10 protein-coding genes and 1 rRNA gene are annotated in these 15,252 nt (G+C 70.2%); 6 read left to right on the plus strand and 5 right to left on the minus strand.

All coding sequences use genetic code 11. From position 1 onward, the window contains the following. Positions 1–175 (minus strand): 16S ribosomal RNA (locus GTY56_RS36535); the annotation flags it as partial. A 550-nt stretch (positions 176–725) separates the two neighbouring features. Between GTY56_RS36535 and GTY56_RS36540 the strand changes: the two genes are divergently transcribed. Then, positions 726–1,175 carry a PTS sugar transporter subunit IIA gene (locus GTY56_RS36540; protein WP_161369570.1) on the plus strand — a complete coding sequence of 150 codons (450 nt, stop codon included), beginning with the start codon at positions 726–728 and terminating at the stop codon, positions 1,173–1,175. A gap of 78 nt (positions 1,176–1,253) precedes the next feature. Further along, positions 1,254–2,924: a phosphoenolpyruvate--protein phosphotransferase gene (gene ptsP, locus GTY56_RS36545; RefSeq protein ID WP_161369584.1), complete on the plus strand. Its 1,671-nt coding sequence runs from the start codon at positions 1,254–1,256 to the stop codon at positions 2,922–2,924. A 73-nt stretch (positions 2,925–2,997) separates the two neighbouring features. On the opposite strand, the gene GTY56_RS36550 is transcribed toward ptsP, so the two are convergent. After that, on the minus strand, positions 2,998–3,885 hold the full coding sequence (locus GTY56_RS36550; protein ID WP_161369571.1) for a DUF8829 domain-containing protein: 888 nt from the start codon (positions 3,883–3,885) through the stop codon (positions 2,998–3,000). 183 nt (positions 3,886–4,068) lie between these two features. Beyond that, entirely contained in the window at positions 4,069–6,036 is a 1,968-nt protein-coding gene (locus GTY56_RS36555) for an acetoacetate--CoA ligase (RefSeq protein WP_161369572.1), read from the minus strand. Between the two features lie 211 nt (positions 6,037–6,247). On the opposite strand from GTY56_RS36555, the gene GTY56_RS36560 reads away from it, so the two are divergent. Next, positions 6,248–8,620, plus strand: coding sequence for a glycoside hydrolase family 31 protein (locus tag GTY56_RS36560; RefSeq protein ID WP_161369573.1), 2,373 nt, complete (start codon positions 6,248–6,250; stop codon positions 8,618–8,620). 2 nt (positions 8,621–8,622) lie between these two features. On the opposite strand, the gene GTY56_RS36565 is transcribed toward GTY56_RS36560, so the two are convergent. After that, a complete protein-coding gene (locus tag GTY56_RS36565; protein ID WP_161369574.1) occupies positions 8,623–9,159 on the minus strand; it encodes an NUDIX domain-containing protein in 537 nt (178 codons plus the stop codon). Between the two features lie 47 nt (positions 9,160–9,206). Beyond that, entirely contained in the window at positions 9,207–10,016 is an 810-nt protein-coding gene (locus GTY56_RS36570) for a M15 family metallopeptidase (protein ID WP_161369575.1), read from the minus strand. Positions 10,017–10,285: 269 nt separating this feature from the next. Here GTY56_RS36570 and GTY56_RS36575 point away from each other — a divergent pair, with 269 nt between their 5' ends. From GTY56_RS36575 to glpK, 3 genes are all read left to right on the plus strand, one after another. Further along, a complete protein-coding gene (locus tag GTY56_RS36575) occupies positions 10,286–11,947 on the plus strand; it encodes an EAL domain-containing protein (protein ID WP_161369576.1) in 1,662 nt (553 codons plus the stop codon). 910 nt (positions 11,948–12,857) lie between these two features. Next, positions 12,858–13,655, plus strand: coding sequence for an MIP/aquaporin family protein (locus tag GTY56_RS36580; RefSeq protein WP_161369577.1), 798 nt, complete (start codon positions 12,858–12,860; stop codon positions 13,653–13,655). 18 nt (positions 13,656–13,673) lie between these two features. Next, the gene (glpK, locus tag GTY56_RS36585) at positions 13,674–15,191 is read left to right on the plus strand and encodes a glycerol kinase GlpK (RefSeq protein ID WP_161369578.1); all 1,518 of its coding nucleotides are present in this window, start codon (positions 13,674–13,676) and stop codon (positions 15,189–15,191) included. Positions 15,192–15,252 lie beyond the last annotated feature (61 nt).

Genomic DNA, 15,252 nt, shown 5'->3' on the forward strand with positions numbered 1-15,252 from the left:
CAGTATCCGGTATTAGACCCCGTTTCCAGGGCTTGTCCCAGAGTGCAGGGCAGATTGCCCACGTGTTACTCACCCGTTCGCCACTAATCCCCACCGAAGTGGTTCATCGTTCGACTTGCATGTGTTAAGCACGCCGCCAGCGTTCGTCCTGAGCCAGGATCAAACTCTCCGTGAATGTGTACCGGTAATCCGGTGCAACACCACGAGAGCGGAACAGTCAGGCGGAATAGGCCCGACCGTTCACAGCGTCCTCGCTGTGTTATTTCAAAGGAACCTCGACCATCGGTTGTCCGATGGACGGGGTATCAACATATCTGGCGTTGACTTTTGGCACGCTGTTGAGTTCTCAAGGAACGGTCGCTTCCTTTGTACTCACCCTCTCGGGCTTTCCTCCGGGCGCTTCCCTTCGATGTTCCAAACTCTATCAGTGTTTTTCCGGCCCCCTGACCACTCTCCTGCGGGCATGCAGAAGGTGATCCAAAGTTAGGATCTGACAAGTTGGTTGCTGCCCGGCCAGGATGCGAGGTCGCATCGCTCAGCCCCAGGCAGGAGCACGACTGTACACGCGGCCGCGGAGCGGGTGCAAATCGATTTGGGGTATGGTCTAGACCACTTCGAGGTGCTCTCGCGGAACCGGCACTTCAGGTGACATACGCTGCTGAACAGTGTGCCGCCCGGTACCTACAGGGACGGCCATATCGATCTCCACCCCTGGGAGGCTTCCCATGACCACCGTGACGTCCCCGCTCGCAGGACGCGCCATCGGACTGGCAGCCGTGCCGGATCCCGTCTTCTCCGGGGCCATGGTCGGCCCGGGCACAGCGATCGACCCCGTACGTGAGCCCTCCGAGGCCGTCTCCCCCGTGGACGGCGTCATCGTCTCCATGCACCCCCACGCGTTCGTCGTCGTCGACGAGAGCGGACACGGCGTGCTCACCCACCTGGGTATCGACACCGTGCAGCTCAACGGCGAGGGTTTCGAGTTGCTCGTGAACAAGGGCGACACCGTCGCGCGCGGCCAGGGGGTCGTTCGCTGGAACCCGGCTGCCGTCGAGGCCGCCGGCAAGTCCGCGATCTGCCCGGTCGTGGCCCTGGAGGCCACGGTCGAAGCCCTCTCCGATCTTCGCATCGACGGCGAAGTGAAGGCCGGCGACAGTCTCTTCCTCTGGAAGTGATGTCAGTGCCGTCCTATGACGGCGAGTACGACAACCACCGCGGCGGCGGGGCCCGCCGCTCTATCGGAGACGGGTGAGATGGAGACAACGCTGCGAGGCGTCGGAGTGAGCCACGGTGTGGCCATCGGCGAGGTTCGGCACATGGGAACGGCGGTGCTCGAGCCGCCCGCGAAGCAGATCCCGGCGGAAGAGGCGGAGCGTGAGCAGGGGCGCGCCCGCAAGGCCGTGGAGGCGGTGGCGGCTGACCTGATGGCGCGCGGCAACCTGGCCGGCGGTGAAGCCCAGGCCGTGCTCGAGGCGCAGGCCATGATGGCCCAGGACCCCGAGTTGATGGCCGATGTGGAGCGGCGGATCGCCGTCGGCAGCACGGCGGAGCGCGGGGTGTACGACGCGTTCGCCTCCTACCGCGAGCTGCTGGCGGGGGCCGGTGAGTACCTGGCTGGTCGCGTGGCCGACCTGGACGACGTGCGGAATCGCATCGTCGCGCGTCTGCTGGGGGTGCCGATGCCGGGCGTCCCCGACAGCGACGAGCCCTACGTCCTGGTTGCCCGTGACCTCGCTCCGGCCGACACCGCGCTGCTGGACCCGACGCTGGTGCTCGGCTTCGTCACGGAAGAGGGCGGTCCGACCAGCCACAGCGCGATTCTGGCGCGGGCGCTCGGTGTGCCGGCCGTGGTGGCGCTGCCGGGGGCCGGTGAGCTGGCCGAGGGCACAATGATCGCGGTCGACGGCAGCACGGGCGAGATCTTCGTGGATCCGAGCGACGAGAAGAAGGCTCAGCTCGAGACCGCGGCCGCCGAGCGGAAGGCGGCGCTGGCGGCGTCGACCGGGCCCGGAGCCACGGCGGACGGTCACAAGGTGCCGCTGCTCGCGAACATCGGTGGCCCCGCTGATGTGGCGGCCGCCGTCGAGGCCGGTGCCGAGGGCGTGGGTCTTTTCCGTACCGAGTTCCTCTTCCTGGACGACAGCAAGCAGGCGCCGTCCGAGGAGAAGCAAGTCGCTGCGTACCGGCAGGTGCTTGAGGCGTTCCCCGAGGGGCGTGTGGTGGTGCGGGTGCTGGACGCGGGCGCGGACAAGCCGCTCGACTTCCTCACGCCGGCCGACGAGCCGAACCCGGCGCTCGGCGTGCGGGGGCTGCGGACGCTCCTCGACCACCCGGAGGTCCTGCGTACCCAGCTGACCGCGCTGGCCAAGGCCGCGGAGGGGCTGCCCGTCTACCTCGAGGTCATGGCCCCGATGGTGGCGGACCGTACGGATGCCCGGGCCTTCGCGGACGCCTGCCGTGAGGCTGGGCTGCGCGCGAAGTTCGGTGCGATGGTCGAGATCCCGTCGGCCGCGCTGCGGGCCCGCTCGATCCTTCAGGAGGTCGAGTTCCTGTCGCTGGGGACGAACGACCTCGCTCAGTACACCTTCGCCGCCGACCGTCAGGTGGGCGCTGTGTCCCGTCTGCAGGATCCGTGGCAGCCCGCTCTGCTCGACCTGGTGGAGCTGTCCGCCGAGGCGGCAAAGGCCGAGGGCAAGAGCTGTGGGGTCTGCGGCGAGGCCGCGTCCGACCCGCTGCTCGCATGTGTGCTGACCGGTCTGGGCGTCACCTCTCTCTCGATGGGTGCCGCGTCGATCCCCTATGTCAGGGCGACGCTGGCGAAGTACACGCTCGCGCAGTGCGAGCGGGCTGCTGCGGCGGCGCGGGCGACGGACAGCGCTGAGGATGCGCGCAGCGCCGCGCAGGCGGTGCTGTCGGGCGAATAGGCCGGGCCGGGCCCGCGGCGACGGTTTTCCCGGGAGGGGCGCTCTACCGAGGTGGGGCGCCCCTCCCGTCGTTTCAGTGCTGGTGCCCAGGGGTGGGCTCCTCCCCGAGGTCGGGCGGCGCGCAGTAGTCGACGTTGGATTCAGGGGAGATCAGGTCTCCCGATTCGACGTCGGTGCAATAGGCGTCGAAGACCTCTCCTGCGGTGAGGGGTTCGAGTCCGTGGGCGCGCATGCGCCAGCCGTAGACGCGGTCGGGTGTGTCCGGGGCGCTGACGCGGATGACGAGTCCTCCGGGGCGCTCGGTGGCCAGGCCGAGGGCCACGATGGTGGTGAATTCGAGGGCTTCGGTTTCGTTCAGTTCCAGGGAGTCCCCGTCGTCGGTGATGTGAAGGGCGGCGGTGAGGGTTTCGGGCGGTCCGGTGACGCTGCAGACGAGGTGGCGGTCGCCGGGTGGGGCGGTGTCGAGGATGCGGACGAGCAGGCTGGCGGCTCGGGCGAAGGCGGCGCGTCCGATGTCTTCGCCGCAGGAGGTGCAGGCGCCCAGGCGGGCGAGGAGGGTGGTCGCGTACTCCCAGGTGGCCTGCCGTACCGCCTCGTCGACGAGGGCCGGGAGCAGGTCGGCCAGTGGGCGGCCGTCGTAGGGAAGGGTCGGGCCTGTGGCCGCGACCTGTGCGGTGAAGCGTGTGCGGCTCGACGGGTGGTCGGGGTCCAGGCCCTTGTGTGTGCAGAACGCGGCGTATTCCTCGGGGTCGAAGAGGGCCACGGTGGTGTGGCTGCCCTGTAGGGCGCGGGACCTGAGGAGAGCCTCCACCTGTTTCAGGTAGGTCGCGTGGTCGGCGAAGGTGAAGCTGCGGTAGCGCCGCATGACGCGGAAGTCGTGTTCGTCGGTCAGCAGGCCGATGGTGCCGGCGATTTCGCGGTGCAGGACGCGTCGCATGGTCCGGTTGTCGGTGTGCGCCATTGTTCCCCCTGTGCACGGTCGATCGATGCTCACTCACAGTAAGCGGCGCCACTGACAATGGCCCGGCTCGGGGTGATCGCGTACACAGGAGAAGCTGGAAAGGGGCAGTTCACATGGGGTGTAGCCATGTGAACTGCCCCTGAGCACCGGTGACGGCGAGTGTGTGACGGGGAGTGGACGTGGTCAGGCGCGCTTGCGGGCCAGGTCCTCGTAGAAGTTCAGCAGGCCGAGGTTGTCGATGGAGCCCGGGTTGACCGCCTTCTCCAGCGGGGTGCCCTGGAGGAGGCGCTTGACGGGGACCTCGATGCGCTTGCCGGTGAGGGTGTGCGGGACGCCGGGTACTTCGATGATCTCGTCGGGGACGTGACGTGGAGACAGTTGCTCGCGGATCGTCTGCTTGATGCGGTTCAGCAGGGCCTCGTCGAGGACGGCTCCGGGAGCCAGGTGCACGAAGAGGGGCATCCAGTAGCCGCCGTCGGGCTGTTCGATGCCGATGACGAGGGACTCTTTGATCTCGGGGAGCCGCTCGACGGCTTCGTAGATGTCGGCGGATCCCATCCGCACACCCTGGCGGTTGAGCGTGGAGTCGGAACGGCCGTGGATGACGACGGATCCGCGGGAGGTGACGGTGATCCAGTCGCCGTGCCGCCACACGCCGGGGTAGGTGTCGAAGTAGCTGTCGTGGTAGCGGCTGCCGTCGGGGTCGTTCCAGAAGTGGATGGGCATCGACGGCATGGGGTTGGTGACGACGAGTTCGCCGACCTCGTCGATGAGGGGGCTGCCGTCGGTGTCCCAGGACTGGAGGTCGGTGCCGAGGCAGGGGGCCTGGAGCTCGCCGACGTGGACCGGGAGGGTGGGTACGGCTCCGGCGAAGCAGGAGCACACGTCGGTGCCGCCGCTGACGGAGGCGATCCACAGGTCGTCGCGGACCTCGTCGTGGAGCCAGCGGAAGCCGTCGGGCGGCAGGGGCGAGCCGGTGGTGGCGACGCACTGGACCGAGGAGAGGTCGAAGTCGCGGGAGGGATGCACGTCCGCCTTGCGGCAGGCCATGACGTAGGCGGCCGAGGTGCCGTAGAGGGTGGCCTTCGTGCGTTCGGCGATCCGCCACTGGGCGCCCGTGTCGGGGTAACCGGGGCTGCCGTCGTAGAGGACGATCGTGGTGCCGGTGAGCAGGCCGGAGACGAGGAAGTTCCACATCATCCAGCCGGTCGAGGTGTACCAGAAGAAGCGGTCCTCGGGGCCGAGGTCGCAGTGCAGGCCGAGCTGCTTGAGGTGCTCGACCAGAATGCCGCCCTGGGACTGGACGATGGCCTTGGGCAGTCCGGTCGTGCCGGAGGAGTAGAGCACCCACAGGGGGTGGTCGAAGGGCACCTGCTCGAAGACGGGCTCCGTGTCGGCCGAGGTCAGGGCCGACCATTCCAGCGCTCCCTGGGGTGCCTCGGTGCCGAGGAGCGGGATGTGGATCACTGCGCGCAGGGTGGGCAGTTCGTGGCGCAGTTCGGCGACCACCTCGCGTCGGTCGTGCTCCTTGCCGCCGTAGCGGTAGCCGTCCACCGTGACGAGCACGACCGGTTCGACCTGCTGGAAGCGGTCGAGGACGCTGCGGGCACCGAAGTCGGGCGCGCAGGACGTCCAGACCGCGCCGACGGCGGCGGTGGCGAGGAGGGCGACCACGGCCTGCGGCACGTTCGGGAGGTAGCCGCTGACGCGGTCGCCGGGGCGCACTCCGAGCGTGCGCAGTTCGGCGGCGAGGGAGCCGACCTGGCGGCGCAGCTCGGCCCAGGTGACGGGGTGTGGTTCGTGGGTCTCGTCGACGTAGAGGAGGGCCGGTTCGTCGGCGCGGGTGCCGGCCGCCCGCAGGGCGTGCTCGGCGTAGTTGAGGGTCGCTTCGGGGAACCACTGGGCGCCCGGCATCGAGCGGTCGCCGAGCACGCGCGCGTAGGGGTGCGAGAAGCGGACGTCGAACCACTCGGTGACGGCTTTCCAGAAGCTGTCCAGGTCGTCGACGGACCAGCGTTGCAGGGCGGCGTAGCCGCCGTCGGCTGGGGCGCCGTGGTGTTCGGCGGCCCAGGCCTGGAACCTGGTGATCCGGGCCCGGGCGATGCGCCCGGGGTCGGGCTGCCAGAGCGGCTGGAAACTGTCGGTGGGCATGGTCGGCTCCCGGACTGTGCGCGTCGTGTGCGTCCTCCGCGCACGGGCTGGGGTGTGCGCGTGAGCGGCTGGCACGGACAATGCCATGTGATCGACTTCGGCACCAGGGTGCGCCCCACATAGTCCGTGTCGTGAAGATGTGGTCCTGGCACGGGTGAACGGCAGTTGAACGGCACCCGTTTGCCAGGCGGTCAGTGGCAGGGTGAGCAGCATGAACGGTCGTGACCTGGTGCGTTCGGTGAAAGCGGTGGCTTCGGTGGGGGCGGCGCAGGGTGTGCGCACCGTACGAGCAGCGTGGCGCAGGCACCGGGCCGACGCCACCGGGCTGCCGACGCGGGGGGCCGAGCGTGCGCGGGTGCCCGGGCTCGTGGAGGGCGCGGAGCCGGGGCCTGGCGGCGGTGTCGTCCGGTTCGGCCGCTCGGAGCTGCGGATTCTGGTCGCCGTGAACGGGGCTGTGTTCTGGGGCTGGGACGGGGCGGAGCCCGAGCCGTCGTACGCGCTGGCCGGTCGTTGCCCGGAGCCCGATCCGCGGGCGGTCCTGGAGCCGGACAAGGACGGCGGCTGGCGTGTCGTGGCCGAGCGGGTGACGGTGGCGGTGTCGCGGCACGGCGCGGTGGAGGTGCTCACTCCGGGTGGCGTGACGCTGCGGCGTGATCTGCCGCCGCGGTGGTGGGAACCGGTCGGCGGCGGCCCGGCGCGCTGGATGCAGCGGTCCGAGGTGGGCGCCGACGCGCGGTTCTTCGGACTCGGGGGGCGCGCCTCGGGTCCTCGGCTGCCGGACGGGACGTACCGGCTGTGGAACACGGATCCGGGCCGTTCCTTCGCACCGGGGGACGACCCGCTGTACATCACGATGCCAGTTCAGCTGGTGGTGTCCGATGGAGGTACGCACCTGGCGTTCCACGACAGCTCGTGGGACGGCACGGTGACGCTGCGGGAGGGCGAGGAGGGCGCGGGTTCGGGGCACGACCGGGCCGGGACGAGTGAGCTGCGGATGGACGGTGGTCCGCTGCGCTGCTGGGTGATGGTGGGCACTCCCGCGCGCGTGATGCTCGCCTGGGCCTCGCTCACCGGGGCGCCCGCGCTGCCGCCCGCGTGGGCGCTCGGGCACCATCACGCACGGTGGGGGTTCGGCAGCGAGCAGGAGGTGCGGCGGATCGTCACGGCATACCTGGAGCACGGGCTGCCGCTGGACGCCGTGCACCTGGACATCGACCACCTGGAGGCGCATCAGGTCTTCACCGTCGACCAGGACCGCTTCCCGAAGCTGCCCGTCCTGGCCGAGGAGCTCCGGCGGGGCGGCGTCAGGCTGGTGTCGATCGTCGACCCGGCTGTGAAGGCCCTCCCCGGCCGTGCGGTGTACGACGGCGGGGCCGCTGAGGACGCGTTCGTGAGGGGCGTATCGGGGGACGTGGTGGAGGGTGTCTCATGGTCCGGGGAGGCGGTGTTTCCTGATTTCACGCACGCGCGCGTGCGGGCGTGGTGGGGCGGGCTCTACGAGGAGCGGCTCGCCCAGGGCTTCTCGGGCTTCTGGCACGACTTGAACGAACCCACGTCGTTCACCGCCTTCGGTGAGTCGACGCTGCCGCGGTCGGCCCGGCACGCCTTGGAGGGGCGGGGCGGTGACCATCGCGAGGCGCACAACGTGTATGCCCTGTGCATGGCCAGGGCGGCCTACGAGGGGTTGCGGAAGCTCGCTCCCGAGGAGCGGCCGTTCCTGTTCTCCCGCTCCGGGTGGGCCGGCATGCAGCGCTACGGAGGGACGTGGTCGGGCGATGTGGCCACCGGCTGGCCGGGGCTGCGTGCCTCTCTGGCCCTGGTGATGGGGCTGGGGCTGTGCGGTGTCCCGTACTCGGGGCCTGACGTCGGGGGCTTCGACGGGGATCCGTCGCCCGAGCTGTATCTGCGGTGGTTCCAGCTGGGCGCGTATCTGCCGCTGTTCCGTACGCACGCGAGTCTGCGGGCGGGGCGCAGGGAGCCGTGGGAGTTCGGTGGCGAGGTGCTGGAGCACGCGCGCGTGGCACTCGTCGAACGGCGGCGGCTGCTGCCGTACTTCGTGACGCTGGCGCATCTTGCGCGGCGTACGGGGGCGCCCTATGTGCGGCCTCTGTGGTGGGCGGCGCCGGAGGAGCGGGCGCTGCGGGAGTGCCAGGACGCCTTCCTGCTCGGTGACAGCCTGCTGGTGGCGCCGGTCCTGGACCCGGGCGCAGACCGGCGTGCGGTCCAGTTGCCGCGCGGGCGCTGGTACGACACCGCGACAGGGCGGGCGTACGAGGGGCCGGGGAAGGTGCTCGTCGAGGCGCCCCTGTCGCGCATCCCCGTGCTGGCGCGCGCGGGTGCCGTGCTTCCGGTACGCGGGGAGGACGGCGGGCTGGAACTGGAGGTGTGGGCGCCCGCCCTGGGGCGTACCGGGGGCGGGCTGGTCGTGCCGGACGGGGGCGACGGGTGGGACGAGCCGGAGATCGAGCGCTACACCGCTCGGTGGGCGGGCTCGCGGGTGGTCGTGGAGCGGGAGGGTGAGGACTGCGGGAGCGTGCCGCCCTACCCGGTGCGCGTCCGCGGGGCCGGGGAGCCTGAGCGGTGAGCTCAGATGTACCGGCCCTCGAACCAGGCCCGTACGGCCAGGGTGTGCAGGGGGAAGGCGAGTTCCTCGGGCCTGCGCAGGAGGTGCCGGCTCGCCGTCTCGTCCGTGGCGGCGAAGGGCGGCAGGCCCTCGGCGGGCCGCTCCGGCAGGAGACCGAACAGCAGCAGGTGTCCGTCCGGCGAGCTCATCGCGTCTGCGAGCCGTACGTCATGGCCGGCGGCGTCGATGCCGGTTTCCTCCCGCAGCTCGCGTATGACGGCCTGCCGCCAGTCCTCCCGGTCGTCGATGTAGCCACCGGGCAGGGCGATCCCCCCGCGCGCGGGGGCGATGGTTCGGGTGATGACGACCAGGGCGGTGCCCTGGGTGTCGTACACGGGCTGGAGGGCCACCGCTACCGGGAGGGGATTGCGGTAGGCCACGGCCTCGCACACCGGGCAGGTACGGGGCCAGCCGGTGACGCCCTCTCCGTAGGGCGCGCCGCAGCTCGAACAGTGGGAGTTCGGCGCGGCGTTGGAAGCGGAGTGCTGATTCTCGGACACGCGGCGGACTGTAGCGGATCACGGAGAGGGCGCATCGCGCAGGCTGCTCAGTGAGCGCTGGTCAGCGACTTCCTGGACACGGGGAAGTCGAAGTAGGTGTCCGGATAGGCCTCCGGCTTGAAGGTGTAGTGCCACCACTCCTCTGCCAGGTTCACGAAGCCGACCCCTTCCAGGGTGCTCTTGAGGAGCAGCCGGTTGTGGCGCTGTCGGCCCTGGACGCGGGGGTCGAGGGTGTGCGAGAGGGTGTCGAAGCAGTCGAATCCGGTCCCCATGTCGACCGAGTTGTCGGGGAACCGCTCGTCCTGGGGAGCGAAGCACGGCACCAGAGGCTCTCCGGGACGGTAGGGCCTGGTCGGTTTCGCCGGGAGCCTGACGAGGGTGACGTCCAGGGTGGAACCGCGACTGTGGCCGGATTTCGCCGCGATGTACCCGTCGGCGAAGAGCCGGGTCTTGTCGACGTTCGGGTAGAACTCGCCCTTCATGGCCTGGTCGTCGAGGTCCTCGGCCCAGCGGACGAAGTGGTCCACCGCCCGTTGTGGCCGGTAGCAGTCGTACACCTTGAGCGTGTAGCCCTGGCGCAGGAGCTTCCGCTGTGCCTTGTGGAGGGCTTCGGCGGCGGGACGGGTGAGGATGCAGACGGGCTGCCGGTAGCCGTCGATGCGCTCGCCGACGAAGTTGTGCGGGGTGACGTAGCGCATCTCCTGAATGATCGTCGGATCCACGCTTCTCAGCGCCACGAAGTCTCCCGGCGCCTTGGGATCGGCACCGGCCCGGGCGGTCGCGGTGGGGGCGGTCGACGCCAGCAGGGCGGCGAACGCGGTGATCAGAGCACGTGCCGCGGTGGTGAGTCGTGTCATGCCCCTGCGTCTATCAGGAGTGGGGGCGCCGTGGAAGGGGACCGCGGGCGGCACGCAACCGCCCGATGGACGTGGGGGGGGGTGGGTCGCCCATTCTCAGCCCATCATGGCGCGCCGTTCCGACGGGTCTTCACATCCGGTGCCCGGAGAGGGTGCTGCGGCTCGTGCGCCCACCTCTGTGACATACGCTCCGTGATCGCTCCGGAATGCTGCGTGAACGTCTCGTGAACTGCGCCTGAGTGTGTGCCGGTGGCATCAATCATGCTGCCGTGCACTCCTGGACGGACACTCTCCGCTTCGCCTTCCAACCGGTGGTCAATCTGACGACCGGAGCGGTCGCGGGGCTGGAGATACTCGCTCGGCCGGAGTCCGGCGACATCCTTGCCGAGGCGCGCCGGGATCCCGGGCTCGACTGCCGGCTGGCGGTGTCGGCGGTGCGCGCGGCGGTGCGCAAGGAGACGTTGCTTCCGCTGTTCGTCAACGTGTTCGCCGGGACACTCGCGGACCTCGGCGGGCTCCCGTCACTGCACGACGCCGTGCGGGAGGCGGGGCGGCTGCCCTGGGAAGTCACGATCGACCTCTGCCCGCCGTACACGCATGTGCCGCAGCAGGCTCTGCTGGAAGCGGTGGCCACGCTGCGCGGGCAGGGTTTCCGGATCTGTGCGGACGGGATCGGTGACGGGGACGTGCCCTTGCGGCTGCTCTCGGACCTCTCCCCCGGCCTGGTGAAGCTGGACGCATCGCTGCTGGCGCGACCGGCGGTGGTGCGGTCGATGCGGACCCTGTGCGACGAGCTGGGAGCGCTGCTGGCCGTGGAGGGCGTGGAGACCGAGGGGCAGTGTGCGGCGGCGCTGGCGGGCGGGGCACAACTGGCGCAGGGCGAGCTGTTCGCACCGCCGGCGCGCCTGCCCGCCGCGGACGTCTACGTCCCGCCGCGCTCCCCCGCCGAGGTGACCGCACCGCGGACCGGGCCGTCGGTGCGGGAGTTCGTCCGGCCCGCCGCCCTGCTGCCGGCCACGGCGTCCGCGGGGCAGGTGCGCGCCCTGTTGACGGGAGCGCCGGACGTGTCCGGGGTGCTGCTCGTGGACACCACCGGCGTGCCGGTCCGGTCGGTGCACCGCTCCCGTTTCCTGCTGTCGATGTCGGGGCGCTACGGACATGCCCTGTACGCCGACCGGCCCGCGGCCAAGCTCGGTGACCCACCGCGGACGGTGGGCGTCGACGCCACGGCCTGGGAGGTCCTGGACGTGGTGGCGGTCGGAGGGCGGGACCGCACGTCGGACGACGTGGCCGTGGTGGACGAGCTCGGGCGGTGCGTGGGGGCCGTCCGGCTCGCGGACCTCGTGCGGGCGCTGGCCGAGACACGGGTGGAGGAGGCTGCGGGACTCAATCCGCTGACGCGGCTGCCCGGCTCGGACGCGATCACCGGCGAGGTGGACCGGCGGATCGCGGCTGGGCGGGCGTTCGCGTTGAGCTGGCTGGACGTCGACGGCTTCAAGCAGGTCAACGACGGGGCAGGGTTCGCGGCGGGCGACGAGCTGATCCGGGCGGTGGGAAGCGCGCTGCAACAGGCCGCGACGGGGGGCGCGCGCGTGGGGCACATCGGCGGGGACGACTTCCTGGTGCTCGCCGATCCGGAGGGTCTCGATCCGCTGGCTGCTTCGGTGCTGGACGCCGACTGGTCGGCTGGGGGCCGGCCGGTCACGCTGTCCCTCGCGACAGTGCTGTGCACACCGGGCAGTGTGACCGGCCACCGGCAGGCGGCGGCCTGCCTGGCTCCGTTGAAGAAGGCGGCGAAGGCGCTGCACGGGGCGAGTTGGGTGCTGGGCCGGGCGGGCGTGCCGGGCCACGAAGCCCGCAGGGGCTCGCTACCGACGCCGGCGTCGGCGGGGTGCGGGGTTGCGGCCGAGAGGGACGTGCAGGGCGTCTGAGGCGGGCGGGAGGCGCTGCTGCGGATGCCGACCTGACCGGGCTCGTCCGGGCTCCGGGCGGGAGTTCCCGGCCGACGAGATCTTGTCGGACGGGGTCCTGACTGGCGGGTGTCACAGGCGTGTGCTGATCGGCGGGGTCCTGACTGACGGGTGTCACAGGCGGGCGCTGATCGGCGGGCTACTGACAGGCGGGTGCTGATCGGCGGGGTACTGACAGGCGGGGCCTGATCGGCGGTCCGGGCGCGCGGCGAATACAGCCCTTCGGCAGCTGCGCCAGGAGGCCCCTGCGCACGGGTTGCGGCGCTGTCGAGGTCGTGCAGGGGGCCGAAGACGATTGCCCCCCGGGGGCCTTCCGCGGCGGTCATAACGCCGCGGAACCCCTGCGGTTGAGAAACCGCCAGGTCAGGTGAATCCTGGACACTAGCAAGCGAGGAGTCAGGTGCGGCCGGGTTTCCCCCCTCAGGCGGAGCCCGGCGGAGGCCGGACACCATAAGCCAAGCCTCGCGCGGCTCACCCAGGCCCGCGCGGGTCCGGAACAGATCTGAACATCGACCCGATCGGGCGCCGCCATGGCCGAGCAACCGGCCCGTCGGCCCGGCGCGAGCCCGGCGGCCGTCGGATGGCCGTCAACCGTTGCGGTCGGCGACCTTGACGCCCCTCAGGTGCCGGTGAACACTTCCGGTGTCAGTCGACATCGCCGTACATACGCGGCGTATTCCGGCACTGCGGCGCATGGATGCGCCTGCGCCAAGGCCCCTTTCCCCACGGGCGATTCGGCTGCGACGGCACGCTCGTCACGAATGCCGGGCGGGGCGCGGAACCCCTGCCTCCGGCTGAAGTAGCCACGGGAAACGCACCCTGCAGGTGAGAACCGGGGCCGATCGTCCCGGGCCAGGGCTGAGGAGCCGCCATGAGTAACGGAGACATTTTCGTCGGCGAGATGATCGGCACGGCGATTCTGATCCTGTTCGGTGCCGGCGTGTGTGCCGCCGTCACCCTCAGATTCTCGAAAGCGCGAGCCGCCGGGTGGGTGGTGATCGCGTTCGGCTGGGGCTTCGGCGTGCTGGCAGGCGCGTACACCGCCGCTCCCCTCTCCGGAGGGCACATCAACCCTGCGGTCACGCTGGGTCTGGCCGTCGACACGGGCGTGTGGGACAAGGTCTGGATCTACCTGCTCGGGCAGATCGTGGGCGCCATGCTGGGCGCGGTCCTCGCCTACCTGCTCTACTTCGCCCAGTTCCAGGCCAACGTCCGGAAGACGGGCACCACGGAAGGCACGGTGGACGAACCGGTTCCGACGCTGGGCATCTTCTCCACCATTCCGGAGATCCGGAACCCCGTCGCCAACCTGATCACCGAGATCCTCGCGACCATCGCTCTGGTCCTGCCCATCCTGGCACTGGTGGGTGACGACAGGGTCGTCCAGGGAGTCGGCATCGGCCCCATTCCCGGCGAAGCGGCGGGCATCTACGGATCCGGCATCTCAATCCTGCTGGTGTCCTTGCTGGTCGTCGGTATCGGCCTCTCGCTGGGTGGTCCCACCGGGTACGCGATCAACCCCGCTCGTGACCTCGGTCCACGCATCGTGCACCAGTTCCTGCCGATCCCGAACAAGGGGACTTCCGACTGGGGGTACTCCTGGGTACCGGTGGTGGGTCCTGCGGTCGGTGGCATTCTCGGGGCGCTCATCTACAACGCAGCCTTCTGACCAGCCGAAGGGGTAGCCATGACGGACAACTCCGCGAAGTACGTCGCAGCCATCGACCAGGGCACCACGTCGAGCCGCTGCATCGTCTTCGACCAGGACGGCGCGATCGTCGCCGTGGACCAGCGTGAGCACCGCCAGATCTTCCCAAAGCCCGGCTGGGTGGAGCACGACGCCACCGAGATCTGGTCCAAGGTGCAGGCGGTGGTGGCAGGGGCGATCGCCAAGGCCGGCCTGAGGGCCGACCAGCTGTCCGCGATGGGGATCACCAACCAGCGCGAGACGACCCTCCTGTGGGACCGCTCCACGGGCAAGCCGGTGCACAACGCCATCGTCTGGCAGGACACGCGGACGGCGTCGCTGTGCAACCAGCTGGGTGGTTCGGACGGGCAGGACCGCTTCCGCGAGCAGACGGGTCTGCCGCTGGCCACCTACTTCTCGGGGCCCAAGGCGGCCTGGCTGCTCGACAATGTGCCCGACCTCCGGGCGCGTGCCGAACGCGGTGAGATCGCCTTCGGCACGATGGACTCCTGGCTGATCTGGAACCTCACCGGCGGCACGGACGGCGGCCAGCACGTCACCGACGTGACCAACGCCGGACGCACCATGCTGATGAACCTGGAGACCCTCCAGTGGGACCCCTCGATCCTCTCGGCCATGAACATCCCCGAGGCCATGCTGCCCGAGATCCGCTCCTCGTCGGAGGTGTACGGCACCGCCGTCGGCCAGCTCGCCGGTGTGCCCGTGGCCTCCGCGCTGGGCGACCAGCAGGCGGCCGTGTTCGGGCAGGCCTGCTATGACGTGGGCACCGCCAAGAACACGTACGGCACGGGAAGCTTCCTGCTGCTCAACACGGGCGACCGCCCGGTGCCGTCGAAGAGCGGACTGCTGACGACGATGGGGTACAAGATCGGCACTGAGGCGCCGGTCTACTGCCTGGAGGGCGCGATCGCCATCACGGGCGCGCTCGTGCAGTGGTTCCGGGACCAGCTCGGCATCATCCGGACGGCCGACGAGATCGAACCTCTCGCAGCCAGCGTGGAGGACAACGGCGGCGCGTACATCGTTCCGGCGTTCTCGGGCCTGTTCGCGCCGTACTGGCGCTCCGACGCACGTGGCGTGGTCACCGGCCTGACCCGGTACGTCACGAAGGCGCACCTCGCGCGCGCCGTGCTGGAGGCGACGAGCTGGCAGACCCGTGAGGTCGTCGACGCCATGTACCAGGACTCCGGGGTGCACATCACCACCCTGAAGGTCGACGGCGGCATGACGAAGAACAACCTGCTGATGCAGCACCAGGCAGACGTACTCGACGTCCCGGTGGTTCGGCCGAAGATCTCCGAGACGACCTGTCTGGGCGCCGCGTACGCGGCCGGCCTGGCCACCGGTGTGTGGAATGACCTGGACGAACTCAAGGCGCACTGGCAGAAGGACGTCGAGTGGACTCCGGACATGGAGGCCTCGGTGCGGGACCGGGAATACCACAACTGGCGCAAAGCCGTGGAGAAGAGCTTCGGCTGGGAGGAGGGCGAGAGCTGACCACGCGCGCGTGGAGCGTCCTTTGCTACGGCGGCCCGTACCCCGGTCGGCGGGGCTACGG

It is taken from the genome of Streptomyces sp. SID5643, from assembly GCF_009872555.1.
Classification (GTDB): domain Bacteria; phylum Actinomycetota; class Actinomycetes; order Streptomycetales; family Streptomycetaceae; genus Streptomyces; species Streptomyces iakyrus.

Coding starts and splice junctions, on each gene's coding strand:
- glpK (WP_161369578.1), top strand. CDS start 13,674: ATGACGGACAACTCCGCGAAGTACGTCGCAGCCATCGACCAGGGCACC.
- GTY56_RS36555 (WP_161369572.1), bottom strand. CDS start 6,036: ATGCCCACCGACAGTTTCCAGCCGCTCTGGCAGCCCGACCCCGGGCGC.
- GTY56_RS36550 (WP_161369571.1), bottom strand. CDS start 3,885: ATGGCGCACACCGACAACCGGACCATGCGACGCGTCCTGCACCGCGAA.
- GTY56_RS36540 (WP_161369570.1), top strand. CDS start 726: ATGACCACCGTGACGTCCCCGCTCGCAGGACGCGCCATCGGACTGGCA.
- GTY56_RS36560 (WP_161369573.1), top strand. CDS start 6,248: ATGAACGGTCGTGACCTGGTGCGTTCGGTGAAAGCGGTGGCTTCGGTG.
- ptsP (WP_161369584.1), top strand. CDS start 1,254: ATGGAGACAACGCTGCGAGGCGTCGGAGTGAGCCACGGTGTGGCCATC.
- GTY56_RS36580 (WP_161369577.1), top strand. CDS start 12,858: ATGAGTAACGGAGACATTTTCGTCGGCGAGATGATCGGCACGGCGATT.
- GTY56_RS36570 (WP_161369575.1), bottom strand. CDS start 10,016: ATGACACGACTCACCACCGCGGCACGTGCTCTGATCACCGCGTTCGCC.